The organism is Methylocystis sp. SC2 (assembly GCF_000304315.1).
Classification (GTDB): Bacteria; Pseudomonadota; Alphaproteobacteria; order Rhizobiales; family Beijerinckiaceae; genus Methylocystis.
Genome location: NC_018485.1, coordinates 1,667,458 through 1,687,823, shown reverse-complemented (window position 1 = coordinate 1,687,823; position 20,366 = coordinate 1,667,458). Strand labels below are relative to the sequence as shown.

At 61.8% G+C, this 20,366-nt stretch carries 27 protein-coding genes and 1 pseudogene; 5 read left to right on the top strand and 23 right to left on the bottom strand.

Features of this window, described 5'->3' with window-relative positions:
* Positions 1 to 6: 6 nt before the first annotated feature.
* Genes BN69_RS08190 through BN69_RS18440 form a run of 3 tightly spaced genes read right to left on the bottom strand, consistent with a single transcriptional unit; the run spans position 7 to position 3,736 of the window.
* Entirely contained in the window at positions 7 to 1,329 is a 1,323-nt protein-coding gene (locus tag BN69_RS08190; protein WP_014891117.1) for a phage portal protein, read from the bottom strand.
* Positions 1,326 to 3,095 (bottom strand): terminase large subunit, encoded by a 1,770-nt coding sequence (locus BN69_RS08185; RefSeq protein WP_014891116.1) that lies wholly within the window; start codon positions 3,093 to 3,095, stop codon positions 1,326 to 1,328. Before BN69_RS08185 ends, BN69_RS08190 begins: the two co-directional genes overlap by 4 nt.
* Positions 3,092 to 3,736: a hypothetical protein gene (locus BN69_RS18440; RefSeq protein ID WP_014891115.1), complete on the bottom strand. Its 645-nt coding sequence runs from the start codon at positions 3,734 to 3,736 to the stop codon at positions 3,092 to 3,094. The genes BN69_RS08185 and BN69_RS18440 overlap by 4 nt, the downstream gene beginning before the upstream one ends.
* A 2-nt stretch (positions 3,737 to 3,738) precedes the next feature.
* Here BN69_RS18440 and BN69_RS19135 point away from each other — a divergent pair, with 2 nt between their 5' ends.
* Positions 3,739 to 4,215: a hypothetical protein gene (locus BN69_RS19135; RefSeq protein WP_148277070.1), complete on the top strand. Its 477-nt coding sequence runs from the start codon at positions 3,739 to 3,741 to the stop codon at positions 4,213 to 4,215.
* A 369-nt stretch (positions 4,216 to 4,584) separates the two neighbouring features.
* Here BN69_RS19135 and nusG read toward each other — a convergent pair whose 3' ends face one another.
* The 17 genes and pseudogenes from nusG to BN69_RS19440 form a co-directional block, all read right to left on the bottom strand.
* Positions 4,585 to 5,220 (bottom strand): transcription termination/antitermination protein NusG, encoded by a 636-nt coding sequence (gene nusG / locus BN69_RS08170; protein ID WP_014891113.1) that lies wholly within the window; start codon positions 5,218 to 5,220, stop codon positions 4,585 to 4,587.
* Positions 5,221 to 5,312: 92 nt separating this feature from the next.
* A complete protein-coding gene (locus BN69_RS08165; RefSeq protein WP_014891112.1) occupies positions 5,313 to 6,419 on the bottom strand; it encodes a helix-turn-helix domain-containing protein in 1,107 nt (368 codons plus the stop codon).
* 38 nt (positions 6,420 to 6,457) lie between these two features.
* Entirely contained in the window at positions 6,458 to 6,805 is a 348-nt protein-coding gene (locus BN69_RS08160) for a hypothetical protein (RefSeq protein ID WP_014891111.1), read from the bottom strand.
* A gap of 33 nt (positions 6,806 to 6,838) precedes the next feature.
* Complete coding sequence (locus tag BN69_RS08155) at positions 6,839 to 7,135, bottom strand: hypothetical protein (protein ID WP_014891110.1); 297 nt, start codon at positions 7,133 to 7,135, stop codon at positions 6,839 to 6,841.
* Positions 7,132 to 7,356, bottom strand: a complete 225-nt coding sequence (locus BN69_RS08150) for a DUF7220 family protein (protein ID WP_014891109.1) — start codon at positions 7,354 to 7,356, stop codon at positions 7,132 to 7,134. The genes BN69_RS08155 and BN69_RS08150 overlap by 4 nt, the downstream gene beginning before the upstream one ends.
* A 256-nt stretch (positions 7,357 to 7,612) precedes the next feature.
* Positions 7,613 to 7,948, bottom strand: a complete 336-nt coding sequence (locus tag BN69_RS08140; RefSeq protein ID WP_014891108.1) for a hypothetical protein — start codon at positions 7,946 to 7,948, stop codon at positions 7,613 to 7,615.
* Entirely contained in the window at positions 7,948 to 9,765 is a 1,818-nt protein-coding gene (locus BN69_RS08135) for an SNF2-related protein (protein ID WP_244435065.1), read from the bottom strand. Before BN69_RS08135 ends, BN69_RS08140 begins: the two co-directional genes overlap by 1 nt.
* Positions 9,762 to 10,922, bottom strand: coding sequence for an MT-A70 family methyltransferase (locus tag BN69_RS19775; RefSeq protein ID WP_014891106.1), 1,161 nt, complete (start codon positions 10,920 to 10,922; stop codon positions 9,762 to 9,764). The genes BN69_RS08135 and BN69_RS19775 overlap by 4 nt, the downstream gene beginning before the upstream one ends.
* Positions 10,922 to 11,383 carry a hypothetical protein gene (locus tag BN69_RS08125; protein WP_014891105.1) on the bottom strand — a complete coding sequence of 154 codons (462 nt, stop codon included), beginning with the start codon at positions 11,381 to 11,383 and terminating at the stop codon, positions 10,922 to 10,924. Before BN69_RS08125 ends, BN69_RS19775 begins: the two co-directional genes overlap by 1 nt.
* A 1-nt stretch (position 11,384) precedes the next feature.
* Positions 11,385 to 11,798, bottom strand: coding sequence for an SPFH domain-containing protein (locus BN69_RS08120; protein WP_014891104.1), 414 nt, complete (start codon positions 11,796 to 11,798; stop codon positions 11,385 to 11,387).
* A gap of 5 nt (positions 11,799 to 11,803) precedes the next feature.
* Positions 11,804 to 12,526, bottom strand: a complete 723-nt coding sequence (locus BN69_RS18430) for a phage hydrolase of HD superfamily (protein ID WP_014891103.1) — start codon at positions 12,524 to 12,526, stop codon at positions 11,804 to 11,806.
* Positions 12,526 to 13,125 (bottom strand): hypothetical protein, encoded by a 600-nt coding sequence (locus tag BN69_RS08110; protein ID WP_014891102.1) that lies wholly within the window; start codon positions 13,123 to 13,125, stop codon positions 12,526 to 12,528. Before BN69_RS08110 ends, BN69_RS18430 begins: the two co-directional genes overlap by 1 nt.
* On the bottom strand, positions 13,122 to 14,006 hold the full coding sequence (locus BN69_RS18425; protein WP_014891101.1) for a GcrA family cell cycle regulator: 885 nt from the start codon (positions 14,004 to 14,006) through the stop codon (positions 13,122 to 13,124). Before BN69_RS18425 ends, BN69_RS08110 begins: the two co-directional genes overlap by 4 nt.
* Positions 13,996 to 14,588: pseudogene (locus BN69_RS20035) on the bottom strand (DUF2312 domain-containing protein). The gene BN69_RS18425 and the pseudogene BN69_RS20035 overlap by 11 nt, the downstream one beginning before the upstream one ends.
* On the bottom strand, positions 14,585 to 14,932 hold the full coding sequence (locus tag BN69_RS08095; RefSeq protein ID WP_014891099.1) for a hypothetical protein: 348 nt from the start codon (positions 14,930 to 14,932) through the stop codon (positions 14,585 to 14,587). Before BN69_RS08095 ends, BN69_RS20035 begins: the two are co-directional and overlap by 4 nt.
* Positions 14,919 to 15,254, bottom strand: a complete 336-nt coding sequence (locus tag BN69_RS19130) for a hypothetical protein (RefSeq protein WP_148277069.1) — start codon at positions 15,252 to 15,254, stop codon at positions 14,919 to 14,921. Before BN69_RS19130 ends, BN69_RS08095 begins: the two co-directional genes overlap by 14 nt.
* A 727-nt stretch (positions 15,255 to 15,981) precedes the next feature.
* On the bottom strand, positions 15,982 to 16,125 hold the full coding sequence (locus tag BN69_RS19440) for a hypothetical protein (RefSeq protein ID WP_158491303.1): 144 nt from the start codon (positions 16,123 to 16,125) through the stop codon (positions 15,982 to 15,984).
* 171 nt (positions 16,126 to 16,296) lie between these two features.
* Between BN69_RS19440 and BN69_RS08080 the strand changes: the two genes are divergently transcribed.
* A complete protein-coding gene (locus tag BN69_RS08080; protein WP_014891095.1) occupies positions 16,297 to 16,566 on the top strand; it encodes a hypothetical protein in 270 nt (89 codons plus the stop codon).
* A gap of 201 nt (positions 16,567 to 16,767) precedes the next feature.
* On the opposite strand, the gene BN69_RS08075 is transcribed toward BN69_RS08080, so the two are convergent.
* Positions 16,768 to 16,950 (bottom strand): hypothetical protein, encoded by a 183-nt coding sequence (locus BN69_RS08075; RefSeq protein WP_148277068.1) that lies wholly within the window; start codon positions 16,948 to 16,950, stop codon positions 16,768 to 16,770.
* 343 nt (positions 16,951 to 17,293) lie between these two features.
* On the opposite strand from BN69_RS08075, the gene BN69_RS18420 reads away from it, so the two are divergent.
* Genes BN69_RS18420 through BN69_RS08055 form a run of 3 tightly spaced genes read left to right on the top strand, consistent with a single transcriptional unit; the run spans position 17,294 to position 19,660 of the window.
* Complete coding sequence (locus tag BN69_RS18420) at positions 17,294 to 18,070, top strand: S24 family peptidase (RefSeq protein WP_083858706.1); 777 nt, start codon at positions 17,294 to 17,296, stop codon at positions 18,068 to 18,070.
* Between the two features lie 23 nt (positions 18,071 to 18,093).
* Complete coding sequence (locus BN69_RS08060; protein ID WP_014891091.1) at positions 18,094 to 18,987, top strand: BRCT domain-containing protein; 894 nt, start codon at positions 18,094 to 18,096, stop codon at positions 18,985 to 18,987.
* A gap of 52 nt (positions 18,988 to 19,039) precedes the next feature.
* The gene (locus BN69_RS08055) at positions 19,040 to 19,660 is read left to right on the top strand and encodes a hypothetical protein (protein WP_014891090.1); all 621 of its coding nucleotides are present in this window, start codon (positions 19,040 to 19,042) and stop codon (positions 19,658 to 19,660) included.
* A gap of 13 nt (positions 19,661 to 19,673) precedes the next feature.
* Here BN69_RS08055 and BN69_RS08050 read toward each other — a convergent pair whose 3' ends face one another.
* Together BN69_RS08050 and BN69_RS08045 are read right to left on the bottom strand one after the other, a co-directional pair.
* On the bottom strand, positions 19,674 to 20,090 hold the full coding sequence (locus BN69_RS08050) for a type II toxin-antitoxin system HicB family antitoxin (protein WP_014891089.1): 417 nt from the start codon (positions 20,088 to 20,090) through the stop codon (positions 19,674 to 19,676).
* Between the two features lie 2 nt (positions 20,091 to 20,092).
* Positions 20,093 to 20,281, bottom strand: coding sequence for a type II toxin-antitoxin system HicA family toxin (locus BN69_RS08045; protein ID WP_014891088.1), 189 nt, complete (start codon positions 20,279 to 20,281; stop codon positions 20,093 to 20,095).
* Between the last annotated feature and the right edge of the window lie 85 nt (positions 20,282 to 20,366).

The window sequence follows — 20,366 nt, the reverse complement described above, 5'->3', positions numbered from 1 at the left end:
GTGACCTCAGTTCAGATCGTTGGGGAGATGTGTGCGGCCATTGACTTGCGCCGGCGGCGACGCATAGCGGACGTCACCTTCCATCCATGCGTTCTGGTCGTCGCGCTGGTCCGGCTTGTCGTTTGCCGGTATCATGTTGAGCGGCACGAGATATTCGTCGCCCTGAGATCCGATGCGATTTTCATTCTCGCGGTCACGCACATCATTGACCGACAGCCAGCCCCACTGACGACCCATGGCATAAGCGCGATAGCGGCTAAGAAGATCGCCGCGCATCAGGCCTTCGAGATTGTGCTCGACCTTGTAAATCTCGCGCTCCGGCGGCGTCAGGCACGCGATCGTAATTGCCGACTCGATCGACTTGGCGAGCGACGAGAGCGGACCAGTCACATAGTCGATGCTTTGTTGCTCGATATTACTGAACGTCGCTTTGTCGAGAATGCCGATCTTGTGCGGCGGCGTGCGAAACATCGTGCAGGCCATCTCGCCGCCGAGCTTGCGGGTTTCGACCAGCTGCGTTTTCGCCGGATCAAAGGACGTCTCGCGCATCTTGATCCCCAGCTCGAGGATCGCGACCTTCCATTTGTTGTCGAGCCCGCCATAGACGCGTTCAATGCCGGCGCGGATGCGCTTCGCGACTTCGTCATTGGGCAGCTTCTTGTCATATTCGAGAATCATCGACGGTTGCGCGCCGTTCGCGAAGAATGCCGCGGCGAAGCGCTCCGCCGCGATCATCAGCGCCACCGTCTCCTTGTTCTGCTCAATCGGCGAAACGCCGATGACGCCGCCGTTTTCGGCGCATTGATCGGAGTCGCGGTATCCGACGTGGATAACGTCTTGCCAGGTCAATCCGCGCTCGACGACGCCCTTCAATGTGATGTCGAAGAAGGGTTCGCCGTCATCCGCCCATCGCACCGAGCAACGGCCGGTTTGGACCGGCGTGATTTTCTCGGTCATACCGATGCTGTCGCGCCAGACGCGCGAATAGGCGTTGCCTCTGGTCATGACAACATGCGCCATCGCCTTGCGCCACTTATAGGGCGAGAGCCACGGCGCCGGACCATATTTCAGGAGCGAATAGAGCCGGTGCTCGGTCGCAGGCGCATAGCCATCGTCGGACCGCCGCTTGAGCTCCAGCGGAACTTTCGCGATATCCTCGGATTGCACCTGAACGCAGCCGGAGATTCCGGGCACCGTCAACGCGTTCTCGACAGTCACGCGCAGACCGGTCGCGGACGCGATACCGCGCTCCATTCCCTTGAGCCAGTCGTCGACATAGCGGTCGTCCGAGGCCTCGGCGCCCCCAAACCAGCCTTGCCAAAATTTCACGCCCACACCGCCAGGTCATAATCATCGGGAATGGCGCTCGATGATTCTGGGTTCAGCGTCATCAGCGAAACAGCGTTGAACATCGCCATCGCCACGTCGATCTTGCCGAGACCAGCTTCGTCACGCGCGACGCGAATCGCCGTCGAGGTCGGGACGATTTTGAGATTGGCGACGCAGTAATTCAGCAAGGGCTGATCTCCGTGACGAAAGCTGCCGTCAGCGAGTTTGCGCTCGACGGTCTTGATCGGCCCCATCAAGCCAATGCCCTGGCGAACCGCGTCCAGCGTCCCGGCGTCCTGGGTGACGCCGATGCCGGCCAGTGCGTCGACGATGGCGCCGATGCCGGCCGCGTCGACGCCGACCTCAGCCAAAAGTCCCGCGTCGCGGATCCGCGCAACGAGATCGACGACGAATTGAATGTCGTGCGGTAGCGCTTCAGGATCGTCGACCGCCGCCGGGACGTCAGCGAAAATATCGGCCAGGTCGGAGTCTTCGTCGATTTCCCGCTCGTCAATATGGCCGAAGCGAAACACAGTCAGGTCGCCGGCCCTCTTGAACGACAGATATTCCGCGGCATTGGCCTTACGCCGCCAGACGCCGATCGTCGAAATCAACCCGTGCGTCCAGGCAAGCCAGCGGTTCGTGCCTTTCTCGCGGCCGACGACGGCGACGCCGAGGATGTCGTCTAACCCGCCGCCGTCGATGCCGACCGTGACGATTTCGCAGCGCGCCAGGATATCGTCGAGCGTCAGCCCCGGCGCCCCGCCGCGGGCCCAGATCAACGCACCGGTCCAGCCATCGGCGCGCAGCGCCATGGTGATTTGGACGTTGAGATGCTTGGCGAAGAACCCGTTCAGGCGCGCGCGGCCGGCGCGTTCGGCTTCCGCAAGTTTCTGGGCGAGATAGGACTCGCTGACCGAAACACCGAGATTGGGATTGGTGACATGCCAGTTTTCAGGTCGGCGGAACGCGTCATTTTTTAAGAGATCGGATGGAAATTCGTAGAGAACGGGAAGACTATTCGGCACGACAATCTTGCCGTCGCGGATCGCGCGAAACTCCTCGAGCTTTTCAGCGAACACGCCGCTCGGCGGGCCATCGGCCATGGTCGACAGATAGATCACGAAGCCTTCCGGCCGCGACGCCAGGCCGCCTTCGATTTCCATCAACAAATTGGCGGCGCGCGCCATCTGGCCAAACACATGCAGTTCTTCGACCAGCAGGCCAATCGTCTTTTTGCCGGTGACGACTTCGGTATCGGCCGCGATGACCTTGATGAAGGCGCCGGTGGTCAGATGTTCGATGACGCGGCCTGGGCGCGGTTTCATGATCGCCGAGAGCATGGGATGCGAATTCACCATGTCGCGTGCCGGCGTATAGGCGTTGTCGGCGACTTCCTTAGATGGCGCGAGAATGTAAAATTCGCCCGACTCGCGAAAATTACGCGCCAGCGCGGTCAGCATGATGCCGGCGGACTTTGTGCTTTTTCCGTTTTTTTTCGATATCAGCTCGAAGAATTTATTGATCAGCTGCTCGCCGGTCTCGGGATCGTATGATCCAAAAATCGCGCTCACGAAATCGGTGATGAACGGGCGCGCGCATTGGCCGAATGTCGGCTTACCGACCGCGTCGACGATCGGCAGCGATTTGAAAAGGTCGAGCGCGACCCGCGCTTCTTCCGGAAAGAGCGGCGGGAACGGGATAAGCGAGCGGCCCTGGACAATGCGTTCTTGCCAGTCCGGGCACGCCGTCGACCATCGGATCATTGCGCTCTAGCGACAGGATTTCGCGGCGGCTGGCGCGGCGAGAAGATGCCGGAGGCGGTGGCCTCGACGGCGGCGCGACGAATTTCCTCTTTCTTGCCGAGCCGGTCGGGCTTTTGATCTTCGATCATACGCGCTTTGCCGACTGTGCCGAGGCCCCTGTCAAGAAGGGCTTTAGCGGCGCTAGCGACGGCAGTTTCGCTTGCGCCGTTGGTGGCAATTGTGTGCAGCGTCTTGATCGCCAGATTGGCGTAGCGGCGCGCCTCCAGTCTGACCTCCTCGGTGACCGAGATCGTATCGTTGCTGGTCGGCCGCATCATGAAAGGCAGCATCGGCGCCGCGTCGCCGCCGATCTCTACCGCAGGCTTTCCATAACCGCGATCGAGGATTTCTTTCGCCGCGGAGATCCGGGCCGGCTCGCTGCTGCCATTGAATAGGATTTTTACGAACGCCTCGATCGCGTCCTTGGCATGCGTTTGCGCCACGCTGTCGATTTCGACCGGCGGCTCTGAAGCAAGCGCCTGAACCCGATTCAATTGGCTAATCGCAGCCGGCTTCACATAACCCTTGGGCTTCCTGCCGGCTCCGGGTCGCTTGCCGCCGCGCTTTGATTTTGGGCTGTTTCCGCTGGCGTCGTTACTCATCTTTGAATTCCGCCAATCAAACGCACCTAATCAAACCTTTTGCTCTCCAAAAAAATTTTGCGCGCATGAAAACCTATGTGGTGAAGACCCCTTCGGGTGCTAGAGATTTGACCCCCCCTCCATCAGAGGAGCCTCAACCGGTCGGCGCGCGCCTGCGCGGTCTTGCGCGGATGACAGCAGCCCAGCACACCATCCGCATGTGGCTGGCCATTACCGCCTTCGCGCACGCACATCAACTTGACGTTGCCTGGATCAAGATCATCGCCGCCATCGAGCCGCTCGATGGTGTGATCGACGACCAGCTTCACTGGCGTTCCGTCCGCCTCGCGCGTCTTGCCGCAGGATTCGCAGCGCCGCCCACGCGCCTTGATGATCCCAGCCCCAAAATCCTTCCAGGCTTTCGAGAGATAAAACTCATCCGCCCGCTTGCGGACGACGAGTTTGCCAGCGCGACTCGGCGCAAGCTTATGTCGCCTTGATCTCAACATGTCTGGAAAGCTTCGCACTTCGCGCCCGGCGCTTGCGCGGGGCTGCGGCGTTCACGTATCGCGCTTCGGATGCGGAGCATGGCGCCCGCGCGATACGTCTCGACCTATTTGCGTGGCGGCCGAGAGCCTATGGTTCGGCGTCTGTCCCGCTTCCCCTTCGGAGACCTCCGGCTCATCGCCGGCGCCTAGCGCCCGGTTCTGCGGTAGCGCGTCTCAAACTCGACTCGACGACGCGCCGCCGAATGTTTTTAGGGTTACGCCCGACTCGGCGAAAGAGTCAACTCGCGACTAAAGATCGTTTGACCGGGTTGACGCCGACGCCTTTGCCAGGCTTGGCGTCGCCTTGTGGACAACGCCGTTTCACGCATGCGCGACCTTGCGCTTATGCGCCTCGGCGACCCGCCCGACGCCCTTCTCAACCAGTTCGAGATGCGCCAGCGGCACGACCAGCGGTCCGCACGCCTTGTCCCGCGGTTCAAACCGCGCCGCTAGGCCTGAAATCCCCTTCACCACGCCGATCACGCCTGTCGCCGGCCCGATCGCGATACGCACCTTATCGGTCGGCGAGAACTCGCGATCGATTTCCTTGGCCTCGCCTTCAAATCCTTTGCGGTAGAATTCGATCAGCGCATCCGGAATGCTCGCCGGCTCTTCCGTCCCAGCAAGGCAGACGAAGCGCTTCACCTCCGGCAAATCATGGATGGCCGAACGCACCGACGCAGACATGACGTGGTGCAGAAACACATAGCGCCCGAAGCGCGGGATCTTGCGCTCGGTCTTTTGCGGCTTCAACACGCCGCCGACCATAACCCGTCGCGTGATGATCACCCTATCGACCGGCCGAAAGCATTCATAGCCCATCGCGGCGAGCTCGCCGTAAACCCTGAAATCCTTCCCCTCGACCGCCTCGACGATATACCACTGCGCCTCGGTGCGGCGACGCTCCCGCCAATTCTTGCCCGCCTCAGCCAACGGCAGGGGTTCTTTTTTTTCCACTGAGTTTGCCCCTTCGCCCGCCATGCGCGCTTGCTCCCCAATGTCCGCCTAACGCAAACGCCACACGCCACACCCTCCCGCATCCCAACGCCTCACCCTGCCTCGCGCCTCGGCTCGGTCTGCGGCGCGTCGCCATGTGTCGCAGATGGCGGCCATTCGCTGGGCTTCACGACGGCGTCGTAAAACGGCCCGACGTGGCCGAACTTGAGACGAACGCCGTCGTGGCGCGCCCACGCCGCCGCCTGTGGCGTTCCTTGTCGGATGATCACACCGCCGTATTTCTCGCGCTCTTCGCGTCTGCGCCGGGCAACGGCCTCAGCGACCCTCGCCTCTCGCTCAGCAAATTCTTCCCAGCCGCGATTTTTCAACCAATTGCCAGCGTAAAGGGTCGGCTTGCCTTTCTTCGCCTTGTCGTCAAGGTAATAGCGCACATGGCGGAGCGCGGCGGCCCGATCGGCCTGGCCCAGATGGACGAACACGCATTTCGCGACGTCTTCGGCCTCATCGGCGCGCCATCTCCAGCGCTCGCGGAATTTATCCCAATCATGCTCGACAAGCGATCGCGCCGCTTGTGGTGAATCCACAGGAGCTTCTAAATTTGGCTCTGGAAAATCCTCTCTCTCTCGCTCGCGGCATTCAACCGAATCTTCAGAGAGAGAGCTTTGGTTCTCAGAGTCAGTAATTGGTTTATTATATATTAATTGGTTGGCGCCCTGAAAACCGACAGTCGGTTTTCGCCGAGCGTCGGTGTTTTCCGACTGTCGGTTTTCACCGAGCGTCGGTGTTTTCAGGCTCTCGGTGGATGTTGTTGATTCTTCACCGAGAGACGGGTTTTCAGGCTCTCGGTGAGCGTCGGCGGCGACACGCGCCGCGCAGGCTTCGTCCGTCTCCGCCAGCTCCATCACGTTCCACACTGTGCCGCGCAAATGGCCCGTTTCAGGGTCGCGGATCGTCTCCAGCCGCGCATACCCGGCGTCGCGGATTTCGTGCATGATCCGCCGGATGCGATCTCGCCCGACGCCATGCAGGCGCCCGAGCTGCGCAAGCGAAACATTCCAGTCGTCCGGACGCGACAAGAGATGCGCCAAAAGGCCCATAGCCTCGAGCGAGAGCGCGCCGCCGGCAAGAATGGCGTTGTCGACGATCGTGTATGACCGTCGTCGCGCCGCGCGGTGAATGCGCACCATCGCCTCCGCCATTTTCTTGGCCTCCACTGTTAAGGAAAAAGATGATGCTGCTATTTCTGCGGGTTCATCTGACGGCGCGAGGGGAGATAGTCGGCGAACTCCCGCCGCGCGCGATCTGGGTCTGCCGCGAGCGCGCGGGAGTCCTCGTCAGACGGCAAGATCAGGAATCCGAAGTCAGGTTCGATCTCGACGACCAAGCCTTGCTGCTTCAGCCGCGAGAGAATGAACCGCAGCTCATAAGCCGAGCGAATCTCAGCTTGCTCGGCGAGTTTTCCCAGATCCGGAAAACAGGCGGCCTCGGGCCAGCCGCTCGCCGCCGCGAGTAAGATCAAGACGAGTTTTGCCTCTGGGTGGCCGACTTTCTGCTCATGCGCCCATTGCAATGCCTGCATACTCATTTTAGTTCTCCTCTCAGTTTCACGAGCGCTTCGTCATGGCAGCAGCGCCCTCTTCGGGTCGTAATCCATGACGTAATCGGGAATGCGGTAAATCGTGGCGATGACGCCGTCGCGCCAAAAGATCACGCAGCGCTGCTGCGGAATCCATGTGGCCGATAAATGACTCGCGTCGTCGGGCAGAAGGCCGCGTTTCTTCAAAATTCCAGCTGCATATTGACAGGCGCGGCGAATGAGCAAGCCATCCTTGCCGCTGTCGTCAAAGCGCGGATCCCCAACCATGGGATGGCCGATCATAGCTTCGCGAATGATCCGCGCCGGCGCCACACTCATAGTGCCGACCTCCCCACGCGCGCATTGAACGCCCGGCGGATCGCGTAAGTCGGCGCGGCGTGAATCGCCGTCATCGCCGCGCGCGCTGTGAGATTTTGCGTGAGCGGCAAATCGACGCCGACGAGCGGCAGCACATAGGCTGTCGCCAGCGCCGAGACGACAAAGCGCGCCAGCGTGTGCGCAAGGGTTTCTCGAAGGGAGTCGGTGCGCGATTGGGTCACTGCCGGGCCGCCATCTCGCTGAGAAATCTCTTATGCTGGCGATTGACGCCGTCTCCAATCCTCTGAAATGCGAACAGCGCCTCGCGCCCCTCCGCATCGTTGAGATTCTCTTTTCGCCGCAGAAAACGGTGCACGATTTCAGCGTTCGCGCGCCATGCGGCTTCAGCAGCGTCGTGATAAGATGAGGCCTTTCTCCCGTCCGGCGGCCGTCCGTCTGAGCGAATGTATTTGTCAGCTGTTTTCTTCGCCCAATCGCTCACTGCCGCGCCTCCATGCCGCAGCCCTTCAGCGCGCGCAGCAGCAGATCGTAACAGCCGCGCCGCGTGCGGTGATGGCCCTCCGCCAGCGCGACGATCAGCTCTTCGTCTTCGCCGGCCATGACGCGATTCATCGCCGCGCCGTCAGACGTCACGCTGCCTTTGCGCCAGGCGGCTTTCAGCGCGCCCTTGAACGGCGGACATTTCGTCATCACGACCGCATAATCCGCCGTCCCGTTCGGATGCCGCTTGATCAGCGCGAGCTCCATCAAGCCGATCGTGCGTTTCTTGGCCTCAGAGCCGCCGGGCAAGATTTCGAAGGTTATGCGGAGCATCAGCGCATGCTCCGCAGCATGTCGAGGATGGCGCTCTTCTTCTCTTCCGCCGTCTCGCGCGCGATATTCGCGTCTTGTTGCGAATCTCCGCTATCGCCAAGGATTCCGAGCGCCTGCGCCTCTTTCACGCCAAGCAGCGAGATCATCTCGGGGTCAGTGCCGAGATCTGATTTCAGGTAATAGACCATCACCTGATGCTGCTGGCCCATGCGATGCGCGCGGTCTTCGGCCTGCGCATGCACCGCCGGTGACCAGTCGAATTCGACAAAAACGACATTCTGCGTGCGATGCTGCAGCCCATCGATGCCGGTCGCGGCTCGGAGCGCGAGGATGCAGACATTCGTCTCGCCGTCCATATAGAGTCGGCGGTTGTAGTCTTTCTCCGCCATGGACTCGCGCCCGGTGATCGAGACGGGGCCGAATTTTGCCAGCGTCGCAAGCAGCGCGTCATGCACGAGGTGATGATGCGCGAAAACAAGCGTTGGTTGATCAGCCTCAAGCAGCGACGTGATGAACGCCGCCGCCGCGGGAGCTTTCGCGCGGCCCGTCGCTTGCCTGGCGCAGCGAAGCGCTTCCGCTTCCTTGCGGCCGCGCTCGAATGCGTCTTCGAACTCAGCTTCCTTGGCGAGGCGGACCGCCTCTTTGATCATCTCGGCAAAAGACGCGTTGTCGCCGTCGATGGCTTCGATCACCCGCATTTTCGACGGAAGCTGCGCTTGCACATCCTTTTTGCGCCGGCGCAGCAGCAGCCCGCGGGCGGAGAGATAGGCGCCGAAGGCTTCCGGCTCTTTGACGACACGCGGGTCGCGGTGATCGCACCAACGCATCTGGAAGTCGACGCGCGTGCCGAGGCAGCCCGGATTGACGCCATCCATGACGTTCAGCATCTCAATGCCGTGATTGTAGATCGGCGTTCCCGACAGGCCCCACGCGCAGCGCGACGCCTTGACCAGCGCTTCCAAAGCCGCCCGCTTGCGCGTGCCCTTGGCGCGAAATTCTTGCACTTCGTCAAAGATCGCGACCTTGACGCCCCGTTCGATCAGAAATTCCGTCCAGGCATGCAGCACGAGATAGTGAACGACGTAAATGTCGGCCGCTGGAATTGACGCGTCGACCTTCATCCCGCGTAGATCGGCGAATGTCAGCGCGCCAGCGTCTTGTAAAAATCCCGATCGCGCCTTCTCCGCGCGAAGAAACTCTGGAATCTTGCCGATCCAGTGCGACTGCACATGCGGCTGCGCCACGACGACGACCGGCCATTCGTCTAGCGCTTCCGCCGCCGCCAGCGCCTGCACCGTCTTGCCAAGGCCCATGTCGTCAGCGAGAATGCCGCGCGCATTGGAGAGCAGAAACTGCACGCCTTCCATTTGGAACGGCTTCAACTCTCCCTTGAATCGCCCCCGACTCGCCGCGGCCGCGCTCGGGGCGAGTGCGCGGAAGCGATAGGATCTGATCGCCTCGGCATATTGCGCTTCCCATGCCGCGCGGGCCCCATCATCTATGGCGACCGGATAGCGCTGCATGATCGCGAGCAGATCGTCGAAATTCGCTGACCAGGCGAAGAACAGAATTGTGTCGCGCCGCGCCGAAGCATGCGCGCCGCTGAACATTTTCTCGGCCATCAAGATGACGGCGGATGATCCGCTCAAGCGCCATTTTGCCGGGATATCCTCTTTCTCGCCCGAATGCGCCGCGACATATTCGAGCGTCGCAATAGCGCCGCTCGCGTCGGGCCGGCGCAGATAGGGCGGCAACTCGCCATAGTCTGGCAGATCGACGGGCGGTGATGGAGGACAGAGAAGCATCTGCATGCTCATGCGTCGCCGACCTCCAAACCTGTGCTTTGTCCCGCCTCATTCCCCCACGCGTCCCATCCGTCCCGCGGCGGGCCGCGCCGGTTCAATTCGATCTTCGGCAGATTGGGGAAATAGGCTTCGATCATCTCGGCGAATTTTTCCGGCTTTGCGGAGTGCGCGCCGACCGGCGCTTCGATCAGCGACGGCCATTGGCCACCCATCGCCGGCGCCGGAACATTGCCGCGCGTCCCGATCAGCAAAAGCTCATGCTGATTGCGAAACCAATAGCCCGTGCCGATCTTGTCCTTCGCCCAGATGCAGTGTGACTTGTAGGCGAAGCCCCAGGCAGCTATGACGCGCAGCGCGTCCGGGAGCATGGGCGCCGTCGCCCAGAGAAACAGCACGCAATCATCCGCCGCGATCGCTACGACGCCCCGCGCGCAAATGTCTTGCGTCTCGCTTGTCGGATAATGGTTGTCGGCGGCGCGATCCATGCCGGTCTCGCGCGAATAGGTCTCGAAGCGCCATTCCGGGTCGGCGTAAATCACGCCATATTTCTTGTTGGGGAGCGCGCGCTGCTTGTCGGCGAGCTCCTCCTCCCTCTTTTGCCGCGCAACCTTTTTGACCGCGTGTTCCGGCGCGGCGGCAGCCATAACTTTCTCGCGATCTGCCGCCGGCATATCGGCGATTTTCGCTGCGATCGAGACAGCCACCTTCCCTCGGTCTACCGCCGCAGCGAGATTGTCATCACCGCTTTCGATCACCTTGCGCGCGCTGCGCACGCTCCGCTCGCTGACATTTGTCAGTTGAGCGGCCAGCGGTTGCGAAACTTCCGGCAAATTTGCCGAAGGTCTCAAATCCGTCCGCGCGCCTTGACGCATATTCGCCAGCCGCGCCGCAACCATGGCGCGTTGCGATTCATCAAGCTGTCGGCGGCGCAAATTGAGTGAAATGACATATGCGACGGGATCGTCGCCGTCGAACAGCTCGAAGACCGGATCGACATCAGCTTCCAGGCAGGCGCGATAGCGATTGCGCCCATCCAAGATCATGCCGTCATAGAGCTTGATTTTCTCCCGCAACCCGTTCGCGCGAATATCTTCGGTGAGCGCGGCGAAATCCTCGCCTTCGATCATTGGGAAGATATTCGCGAGTGGGTGGCTGGGGATCAGTAGCATCACACGCGCGCCTCTTTCGGAGCGCCCATGCGTGCGACGAGAGCATGATAGCGCGCCCGAACATCTGGCGGATAGTCGCGCTCATCTGGGATTAGCTCTTCATTGCGCCTTTCGGCGAACGCCCAGGCCTCCGGCGCGAGTTCGTGCTTCCACGCCCATTGCCGGATGGCCGTTTCGACGCAGGATTCCAGGTCGGAAAGCTGCGCCTCGCTCGGCGCAGGCCGAAACACCGAGCCGTCGCCGTCAGGATCGACGCGTTCGTCATTGATCGCCGTGAGGAGCTCCATGAGCGACCAAGATTTAATGCGCAGATCAATCTCCTCGCGGCGCGCCTGGTAAATATAGAACGCGCCGTCGAAACTCTTCCTGCCGACGTGGATCGCGCCTTCGCGTGTGATGCAGTATGTCGCCAGCCATCGTTCGCGATCCTGGGTCGCAAACCACTCGAATCCGTCATCCATCTCACTGGCCTCCGGTTTCTTTACGCTGGCGCTTGCCGGCTTCGAGGATCGGGAGGCCGGCTTCAGTGGGGACATAGATGACGTCATGCCCGGCAGCATCGGAGCGCTCGAGCATTTCGATATATTTCCAGCGCAGGTAACCTTCTGGGCCGCCTAGACTGTCGGCGACGATTTTGTTCGCGCTCGCTACGCCCTCTGCGCGCACAACATCCGTTTGGGCTTCGAGTTTCGCGGCGTCCAATTTGGCTTGGGCGGAGGTAACAGCGATGCGTTTAGAGAACTCAGCTTTGGCGAGTTCCGCCTCGCCGGCGAGGCGTTGTTGATAGACGCCATATTGAGGGCATCCGGCGAGCCCCGCGCAGATGATGAAAATTATAAAGAAAGCTAGGAATGTTCCGATGATTCTCTCATTCATTTTGATTACCTCGCCGTTGATGATGTTTCACGTGAAGCGAAGCTGAGCTGTTCATTCGGAAACAGCACGCCGAACCAATGCAGGAACGCAGCGCGCGCCATGCGCGACGGGTAGCAAAGGATGATCGCGCCGAGCGGCGCCATATCGTCGACGTCCCAGGGCGCGGGCGGCGGCGCCATCACCGCGGCGCGCTCATCGAGCAGGATGCGCAGATCGGCGCGTTTCACCGCGTCCGGCTCAACGAGCGGCAGGCCGAAGCGCGCGCAGATCACGCGCATGATCCGCGCCTCGATCGTGCGATATTCGGAAACCGCGCTTTTGATCGGGCGGATCAATTCGCCGCAGAATTCGGCGGCGTCATGCATCAGCGCCCAGCGCGCCAGATCGATCTCGCCGCGCGCGTAAAAATAGCGCGCAAGACAAACGCTATGCTCGGCGATCGAATAATGCTCGACGTCGTCGCGCAGCTGCCCGGCGTAGCGGCATAGGCGCGACAGGCCGGCGGCGATGTCGTAAATGCAGATGTCTTCGACGCGCGGATCGAGCGGATAAAAGACGCGGCCCGAGGCGGTCTGCGCCCAATGCCCGCACAGCCATTCGCCGCTCGCGCTGAGCGGACCAGGCGGCTTGCGCGCCATGTCGACGCGGCCGACAAGCGCGTTTCGATTCCGCGCGAGATCCATCTCTTGCCGGCGCATATGTTCGCCAAATTCGCCAAGGCCGGCCATCACGCCCACCTGCCGTTGCTGCGTCCATAGTCGGGACTCGCCAGCGCCTCGAGCAGCTCGCGCCGGCCCTTGGGCGGATCGCCGCACAGGATCGGCGCGACGTCGCGGGGCCGCGGCGCGGGCCGGAGTCGCGCGACGCGCGGCCCGCGCGCCGCTGGGCTTGGCGTTTGGCTTGGCGTTTGGCCTGGCGTTTGGCCTGGCGTTTGGCCTGGCGTAGGCGCTGGCGCGACGCTTGGCGCGACGATTAGCGGCGAGATCGGCGGCGAGATCGGCGCGGCGCGCGCGGCGCGCGCCGCCTCGGCGACCCGCTCGACCGCATCGTCGCGCCACCATGTCGCCTGTCGCGCCACGCAGACCCGCTCGATCGCGCCGCGCCCGTCGGCGTAATAGCCGAACTGCCGCCCGACGCTGGTCAGCGTCGCCTCGGGACAGGCCGCGGCGAGCCCGGCCACGGCGACGATGCTGGCCCGCCGCGCCGCGTGCCGGCGCGACCCGCGCCGCACCTCGCGCGGCGTCGCCCCGAATATCTTGGCCGCCGCCGCGATCGCTGCGTCGACCATCTCCTGCGGCGCCACGGCCGGATTGGCGCGGCGCGTCACGCCGGCCTCCCTTCGCGCCCGGTCCATTCGCGCTCGACGCGCAGGCCGCGCGCGTCGCACCATTCCTTGCGCCGCTTGCGGCGCTGCGCTGGCGTCTCATAGGCGATGCGCGCGCAATGGGCGCAATAGGTTTCGCCGGGCCGCGCCGGCGCGCCGCAAAAGCCGAAGCCTTCCGCGCCCGGGTCGCCAAGCGGGTAGCGGCAGTCGCCCGGGCGCATATCGAGCAGCGCCAGCCGCTGCGGCGCCCAGGCCTCTTGCGCTTCGCCGCAGACGACCGCAGGCGCGCGTTTCTTCTGGCGCGCGGCCCGGCGCGCCGACGCTTGAGGCGCTGATTTTGCGCAGCGCGGTCCAGGTTCGCTGATAAATTGCAGGCCTAGCCTCTGCGCTTTGGCGATGCACATGTTGCGTGAATAGGGAATTTTGAACATCTCGGTGAGGCGCACGCCGGCTTCGCGGCCTGACAATTTATCCGCGACAGCGGCGCGCAACGCGGCTTCAGCCGCCGCCGTCCAGCGCGGCGGATTTTTGGCGAGGCCCGCCCCTGCGTCGACAGCGCCCGCGCGCCAGCCGCGGCGCAGCGCGACGCCGACGACCTGATCGCGACTGAACGGCCGCTCGAACCGCTGCGTCAGCCGCGCGGCCGCCGCCGTGCCTTTCAGCCCATCGACGACAATGGCGACGCGCAGCGCTTCAAGCACCGCGTCGGTCCAGATCTCATCGGGCTTCGCCAGCAGCCCACGGCCACGCAGCTTTGCCAGCGCCACGCCGACATAAAAATATTCAAAGCCGGTCTGCGCCGCGATCTGCTTTTGCGTCGCGCCTTGCCGGGCGCGGCGCAACACCTCCGCAAATTTACTGCCCGCGCGCGGCTCATGCGTCACGATGCGGCTCCCTTGTTTCGTCGACAGCCAAGGCGTCCAGCACGGCGCCGATCACCCCGGCCGGCGCGCCATTGCTGGCGCGGGTCACGGCCTGGCGGATCGTTTCCGACGGCACGCCGAATTGCAGGGCGAGCGACAGGCAAAGCGCCGCGTCGCGCGCGTCGTCGGCGGAATCGGTCGAGGCCTTTTCCGCGTCGATGAAAATTTCGGCGAGCCCGCCGTCGTCGAAGCGCCCGACCGTCAGACGATATTCGCGGTCGCGGAACATCATCGCGCGGGTCTCGCCGGCGCGGCGGTTGGGCAGGCGGCGACGCCCGGTCATGGCGCGGCCCAGCGGCGTGTCGCCGAGCATGCCGAGCGCGTCCATGTAAAGATTGAGGATCGCCTCGAATTCTTCGCGCTTATGCTTGTCTTGCCGGCGCATCGCCACGATGGCGCGCATGGCTTTCGGATCGAATCCGGTCGATTTGGCTCCGCGTAAACGCTCTTGATGTCGTCGCCGATCGCGCGCTTTTCCTCTTCGAGCTTCTCGATCCGCTCGATGAAGGCGCGCAACTGTCCGCCGTCTACCCTGTCGCTCATGCCGCAGCCCTCACCGGGATACGCCAATGGTCGAGCGCGACGCGAATGTCATCGACGCAGCGGGCCACGCAATAAGGCGTGTCATGCGCCGCGCACCACGCCTTGAATTCCTCCTCAAGTTCGGAAAGGTCGTCGCCCTCGGTGCGCGTGAAGATCAGATAGATTTTGCCCGCGCCGACAATCGCCAGGCGCGGCGCGCCGGCGCGTAGCAGGGCGGGCGAGGCGCGCTCCCGCCAAAATCCGGACAGGCTCTCGCCCTTCGGCAGCGCCAGCGCGCAATGGCCTTTCTGCAGCCGGATGTCGAGATAGCCGACGATCGCGCGCTCCAATTCATTTTCCGTCATGGCGCAGCGCCCGCCTCGCGTCTTCGAGCGCAGCCCGCGCGCGGTCAATGTCAGGTTCAACAGTGCGATCAGCCTTAAGGCGAGCCAGCGCCAGTTCGTGCTCAATATCCGCAATCTTTCTTTCCAGCCGCTGCACGACATAGGCGTTGATCCGATCGGTAATGCGTTCGACATGGACGAGCGAGCCGTTGCCCAGGCGCTCCAACGCGCCGGGCTTGACGCCGACCTCGCGCGCCACGACGCGACGCGCGTCCGGCTTTTTCAGCCCGCGCTCCGCCATGGTTTCGCGGATGATCTTTTCGGCGGTCGCCGCGATGCTCATGCGTTTGTCCTCAAATCTCTGACGATTCGTCATGCGTCGACATGCTCCTATCGGGACATGGACGAAGACGAGATAGACGCTCACTCGGACAGTTGGACGCGGATCGGCCAGCCCGCCGCGCGCGTCATCGAACGAATTCTGAATGACAGCCCCAGTCAAACGCGGGGCGGCGAAAGGTTTTGCGTCCGCCTCCCCAAACTCCTTTACGAAACTCGACGCAACGCGACGCGGAGACGCCAATCAGACGCAACGCGATGCGACGCACACAGGAACGACAGGCCGGTCCGCCGCCTTCGAAACCTCACCTGATGAGGAGCCGCGAAGCGGCGTCTCGAAGGAGCCCGTCGAAACAAAATTCCGTGCAGTCTCTCCCGCTGTCACCAGTAACGAACGGTCGAGATGCACACCCGCCTCCAAACCGCCGTCGTCCATGGAATCCTCTTTGGCCTCCGGTCAGACCTGATGATGCCGTCCATGGCTCGGCGCGTTCCTAGTTCCGCTTCGAAACACGATGCTCGGTTTATTTGCGGGCCAACTGGCCAGTCGGAAGAGCAGATACAAATTCAGTTCCCCAAAAGAGCCGGACGCCGAAGCGCCCGGCAGTTGAGGGAGGAAACGCCCAAGGAGGGCTCAACGGAGCGTTGCGACTCTCACCGCAACGCGAGCCGCACATTCCTTGCGGCGCAGGACGACGCGGCGGGATCCGAAATCGCCGCGAAGCTCACGATCAGCCTGGCCCGAAGATGAGGCGCACAGCCTCATCGATCGCGACCTTGCCGAAATACAGAAACAGACCGAGCGCGAGGCCGGCGCAGCCGATGAGGATCAGCGAGGCGCGCGTGCTCAGGCGAATGTCGTCGGGATCGGTCATGACGCCTTCCACCAGATGAACACGCCGATCCAGAATGCGAACATCACAGCGCCCCAGACGAAGACGCCCCATTGCGGGTCGCGATCGTCTTGAAACCGCGCCGCGGAACGCTTGCGCGCCCCGCGGCTTTCGCCATCATGGGAAGGCTTGGACAACCTATGAGGACGAACCATGGATATCGAAGAACTGGAAGCGCGCGTCGAAGACCTTGCCATGAGAGTTTCGACGATGCGGGATGATCTTCTTTTCACTGGCGAAGCGCATTTCGATGCGATCGTCGCAATCGCGACGGCGCTCATCGAGCACGAGTACTCCTTCGCCGAGAGGTTTCGCGAGGCGCTCATTGCGCGCGCATTCCAGGACGCATGGACGCCTGACGCTCAAAAGAAAGAAGCCAGTCGGCTATTAGCCGCTCTCGGTCTGGAACAGGCCCGTCGCTAGGGCGATGGCGGAGGATTTGATGCTCAGCAAAGACCTCCGCCCTTATTCTCAGTCTTTCCACTGCGCGCTCCGGCGACGCCAGCCAGGCGGCGCGCCGAGCGGCGCGCTCGGGAGAGTTTTTCCAAGCGCGCTCGCCGCGGCGGTAGACCGCCATGCAGAAGCGATCGAGGAGATGCGAGAAAGCGTGTTTGATCCGAAACATCAGGCATTCCCCTCTTCGCGAATGGTGACGCGCGGCGAGCGCCCGTCGTGCACAGTTGAGAGTGCTTCAATCAAGATTCCTGCGTCGGCGGCCTGCAGACCAATCGCTTCGATCTTGGTTTTGTCGTCGCGCGAGCGGAAGGTGATCGCGATCTCGCCGTCGTCGCCGGCGGCGACCGTCAAGACTTCGGCGCGATGCAGGACGTGGATCGTCACGGCGCGGCCTCTGTGAAAGGGGAGGCGGATGCTGTTTGTTTGACGAAAGGAGTCGGCCGCGAAATATCCGCAGGCCAAACAGCGCCGTCAGGCCAGTTGTCGGAGAACCATTTGATCGCGTTGTCGTAGGTTTTGATCGTGAAGCTGGATCCCGACGAGAGCCGGTCCATGAACCGCGCATCGCCAACCGCTCTTGCCCACGTCGTCGAGGCCTTCAGTTTCGAGACAGCTGCGAAGGCGTCGAAAACAGCCCTGAGATTGGCGACAAGTTCCTTTTCCATGACTGGAATATGGTTGTAAAAATCCAACCATGTCAAGTGTAAAAATACAACCAGAAACCCATAACGGCGTGTTGTATAAATCCAATATGGCTAAGTCTTTGAAGGAAATTGTTTCAGACCGCTTGGTTGAGCTTGGTAGAAACAAGTTCGAGGCCGAGAGGATTGGGGGCCTGAAGAAGGGCTTCGTAAACGATATTTTGATCGACCGGAAGACGAGTATTCAAGGCGGTAATTATGCGAAGCTTGCTAAGGCGCTGGACTGGACGCCGGAGCAGCTCACCGAATCGCAGTTCGGCGAAACGAGGGGACTCAATCGCCCGCACCAAGAGCCGTCGGAACCGATTGTTGAAAACAAGACACGCGGCATCCCGGAATACGACTTGCGCGGTGGCGCATCTTACGGAGGGGGTTATGCGCTGCCTGGGGATCATTCGGCAGGACAAGCGCAAGAGCGTGTGAAGGACCAATGGTTTTTTCCTTCCTCGTGGCTGAAGGGAGAAATGCGGCTCAGCTCACAGTTCACGGACATCATCTCCATTGATGGCCCTTCGATGTTGCCGGACCTCTCGCCTGGAGATCGGGTTCTCATTGATCGCTCGAACCAAGACCCAAAACAAGACGCCATCTTCGCGATCAGGGATGGTGACAGCGTGATCGTTAAGCACGTCCAGTTGATGCGCAACAGCGATCCGCCACGGATCATTTGCCGATCGTCCAACCCGAAATATGAGCCTTTCGAACTCATTCTGGATGGCGAAAATGTCGCGATTATCGGTCGCGTAGCGGGGAGAATTTCAAGGCTCTGAGAGGGCCGGCATGGAGGTTGATCATGCACGCGGATCATACCAAGTATTTCAAATTCACTCGACGGTCTCGGCTAGAGAAGTCTTTAAATTCGCTCATCGGAATCGTCGAAGGCATCACCATCGACGGCGAGATAAACAGTGACGAGGTCGCCTTTCTAGAAACATGGCTGCTTGAACATCGCGCCGTCACGGATACTCACCCGTTTAATGAGCTGGCGCCTGTGGTCAGAAACGCAATTGCTGACGGTGTCATCTCAGACGAAGAGAAGCAGGACATCCTATGGCTTTGTGAAAAGTTGCGCTCGTCAGATTTCACCGGGGGGACGGCGGCGGACATGCAAAGGCTGCACGCAGTCTTGGGTGGGATCATGGCCGATGGCAAAATTACAGAGCAGGAACTGAGGGGCCTGTCCGACTGGCTCGAGGAGCGCGATCATCTTAGGACGCTATGGCCATATGATGAGGTTTCGAGCCTCGTCACAGGGGTTTTGGCGGGAGAAGGCATTGATGCGGCGACGCATCAAACGCTTCGGGGTTTCTTCGCTGAATTTATCGCCGTTCTGGACGACAGGACAATCAAACAGCCGCTTCTTTTGGAAGGCGCGCGCATCGTCGGCGTGTGCGCTGTGCAGCCGGAGATTTCGTTTGGCGGGTCGACATTCTGTTTCACTGGCGCGTCGGAAAAATACACGAGGGCGGAATTTTTCGATCTCGTCATCGAACGAGGGGGTAGGCCATTGCACGGCGTCTCGCCAAACCTGCAATATCTGATAGTTGGAGCCGAGGGAAACCCTTGCTGGATGTATGCCTGCTATGGGCGCAAGGTGGAGAAGGCGGTCGAATTACGCAAAGCTGGCGCGCGACTTCTTATCGTCCATGAGCACGATTTCCATGACGCAGTTGCCGACGCGGGCTAACCGCCCGTAGGGCTTACGCAAGACCTGATTAAAGCGCACGGGGGTTACAAAGATGTTGAAATTCATAATGCCGCTTGCAGCTGTGATCGCCGTAGCGACGCTCGCGGGCTGCAATTCGCACAGGATCGTCGATCGGGACGATTTTCTCGCCGAAGCGACGCGGCGTTACAAGGGGGAAGACCGCGAGCGGATCATTCGCGCCGCGGAAACGGTGATGAAGCATTCAGACCCCGAGGACGTTGAGATACGCCACACCGCCCACGGGTTCACCGCGCTGCGCAAATATTTCATCTATGCCGTTCTTGCGGCCGCGACGGGCCGGGAAAAATGGGAGTTCACCGTCGAGGAAGCGCCCGGGGAAATGGTCGCGAGCGTGTCGATTTCCGAAGCTGGACAGGGGAGTGGCGGATCGACGTTCGAAGGCCAGATGGACAATGTTCCGCTTTATCGGCTGTTTTGGAAGCGCGTCGACTATGTGCTCGGCCGCCGGCCAGACTGGGGATACTGCGCCTATGCGATTGCCGAAGCGCGCGCCGCCGGCCAGAACCCGGTCGGCGCATTAGGCGGATTGTGCGGGCCGACCAGCTCCGGCGCCGACGCGCCGCCGCCGGAACAATTCGCCCCGGCGCTGAGCAAGCCCCTGACCCGCGCTCCCGCCATGGCGGGACAATAAAAGCGGGTAATTCCTACGCGGCGTCGCGCACTTCGATGCTGATGGTCTTGCCGAGCACGGCAAAGGCGCGCTCGATCGCGTCGAGCCGCGAGGCATGGCCGAGATCAAGCAATCGGTCGATCTGCGGCAGGGCGACGCCGAGCCGCTTGGCGAGCGCGGCCTTTCCGAGTCCGGCGGCGCGCATCGCCGAATAGAGTTCGATCTTCGCTGCGGAAAGGGCGGGCAGCGTGACGTAGTGACGCCCTTTCGCCTTTGGCGCCGGAATGTCTTCACGGGCGGCCATATAGCCCATGAGGGCGGTTTCGATCGCATCAGACGCGCGGGCGAGCGCATCGTCCCGATCCTCACCAAAGGTAAGGGCTTCCAGGATGTCGGGGACGCAAACGGAAATCCCGTCTCCGTCTTTGGTGAGCGTGACGGCGTAACGCATGATTATTTTTCCTCTATGCCGAGCTGCTTGAGGATCGAAAGCCAGAGCCCCTTGGGAATGTCTTTCGATCCGCCATGCTGCGGTAGGACCGAGCGCTTGCCGTTAAGCGTGACGTGAAGGTGTCCGCCTTTGCCGGGATAGAACGTCGCTCCCTTTTGGGCGAGATAGCGCTTGGCCTGCCTACTGTTCATGGACGCAACATATATGTTGTGCTTGATCAAGTCAACAGAAATGTTATGTTTGGCGCTGCTGTGGCGGGCGGTGACCCGGAAACCC

What these genes read in the sequence shown, in the direction of transcription:
- BN69_RS08160 (WP_014891111.1), bottom strand. Translation starts at nt 6,805, where the DNA reads ATGAGTATGCAGGCATTGCAATGGGCGCATGAGCAGAAAGTCGGCCAC.
- BN69_RS08135 (WP_244435065.1), bottom strand. Translation starts at nt 9,765, where the DNA reads ATGAGCATGCAGATGCTTCTCTGTCCTCCATCACCGCCCGTCGATCTG.
- BN69_RS08080 (WP_014891095.1), top strand. Translation starts at nt 16,297, where the DNA reads ATGGATATCGAAGAACTGGAAGCGCGCGTCGAAGACCTTGCCATGAGA.
- BN69_RS08155 (WP_014891110.1), bottom strand. Translation starts at nt 7,135, where the DNA reads ATGAGTGTGGCGCCGGCGCGGATCATTCGCGAAGCTATGATCGGCCAT.
- BN69_RS08060 (WP_014891091.1), top strand. Translation starts at nt 18,094, where the DNA reads ATGCACGCGGATCATACCAAGTATTTCAAATTCACTCGACGGTCTCGG.
- BN69_RS18430 (WP_014891103.1), bottom strand. Translation starts at nt 12,526, where the DNA reads ATGGCCGGCCTTGGCGAATTTGGCGAACATATGCGCCGGCAAGAGATG.
- BN69_RS08045 (WP_014891088.1), bottom strand. Translation starts at nt 20,281, where the DNA reads ATGAACAGTAGGCAGGCCAAGCGCTATCTCGCCCAAAAGGGAGCGACG.
- BN69_RS19440 (WP_158491303.1), bottom strand. Translation starts at nt 16,125, where the DNA reads ATGACCGATCCCGACGACATTCGCCTGAGCACGCGCGCCTCGCTGATC.
- BN69_RS08125 (WP_014891105.1), bottom strand. Translation starts at nt 11,383, where the DNA reads ATGGATGACGGATTCGAGTGGTTTGCGACCCAGGATCGCGAACGATGG.
- BN69_RS19775 (WP_014891106.1), bottom strand. Translation starts at nt 10,922, where the DNA reads ATGCTACTGATCCCCAGCCACCCACTCGCGAATATCTTCCCAATGATC.
- BN69_RS08055 (WP_014891090.1), top strand. Translation starts at nt 19,040, where the DNA reads ATGTTGAAATTCATAATGCCGCTTGCAGCTGTGATCGCCGTAGCGACG.
- BN69_RS08050 (WP_014891089.1), bottom strand. Translation starts at nt 20,090, where the DNA reads ATGCGTTACGCCGTCACGCTCACCAAAGACGGAGACGGGATTTCCGTT.
- BN69_RS08165 (WP_014891112.1), bottom strand. Translation starts at nt 6,419, where the DNA reads ATGGCGGAGGCGATGGTGCGCATTCACCGCGCGGCGCGACGACGGTCA.
- BN69_RS18420 (WP_083858706.1), top strand. Translation starts at nt 17,294, where the DNA reads ATGTCAAGTGTAAAAATACAACCAGAAACCCATAACGGCGTGTTGTAT.
- BN69_RS08120 (WP_014891104.1), bottom strand. Translation starts at nt 11,798, where the DNA reads ATGAATGAGAGAATCATCGGAACATTCCTAGCTTTCTTTATAATTTTC.
- BN69_RS18440 (WP_014891115.1), bottom strand. Translation starts at nt 3,736, where the DNA reads ATGAGTAACGACGCCAGCGGAAACAGCCCAAAATCAAAGCGCGGCGGC.
- BN69_RS08140 (WP_014891108.1), bottom strand. Translation starts at nt 7,948, where the DNA reads ATGCTCCGCATAACCTTCGAAATCTTGCCCGGCGGCTCTGAGGCCAAG.
- BN69_RS08095 (WP_014891099.1), bottom strand. Translation starts at nt 14,932, where the DNA reads ATGACGGAAAATGAATTGGAGCGCGCGATCGTCGGCTATCTCGACATC.
- BN69_RS19130 (WP_148277069.1), bottom strand. Translation starts at nt 15,254, where the DNA reads ATGAGCATCGCGGCGACCGCCGAAAAGATCATCCGCGAAACCATGGCG.
- BN69_RS08185 (WP_014891116.1), bottom strand. Translation starts at nt 3,095, where the DNA reads ATGATCCGATGGTCGACGGCGTGCCCGGACTGGCAAGAACGCATTGTC.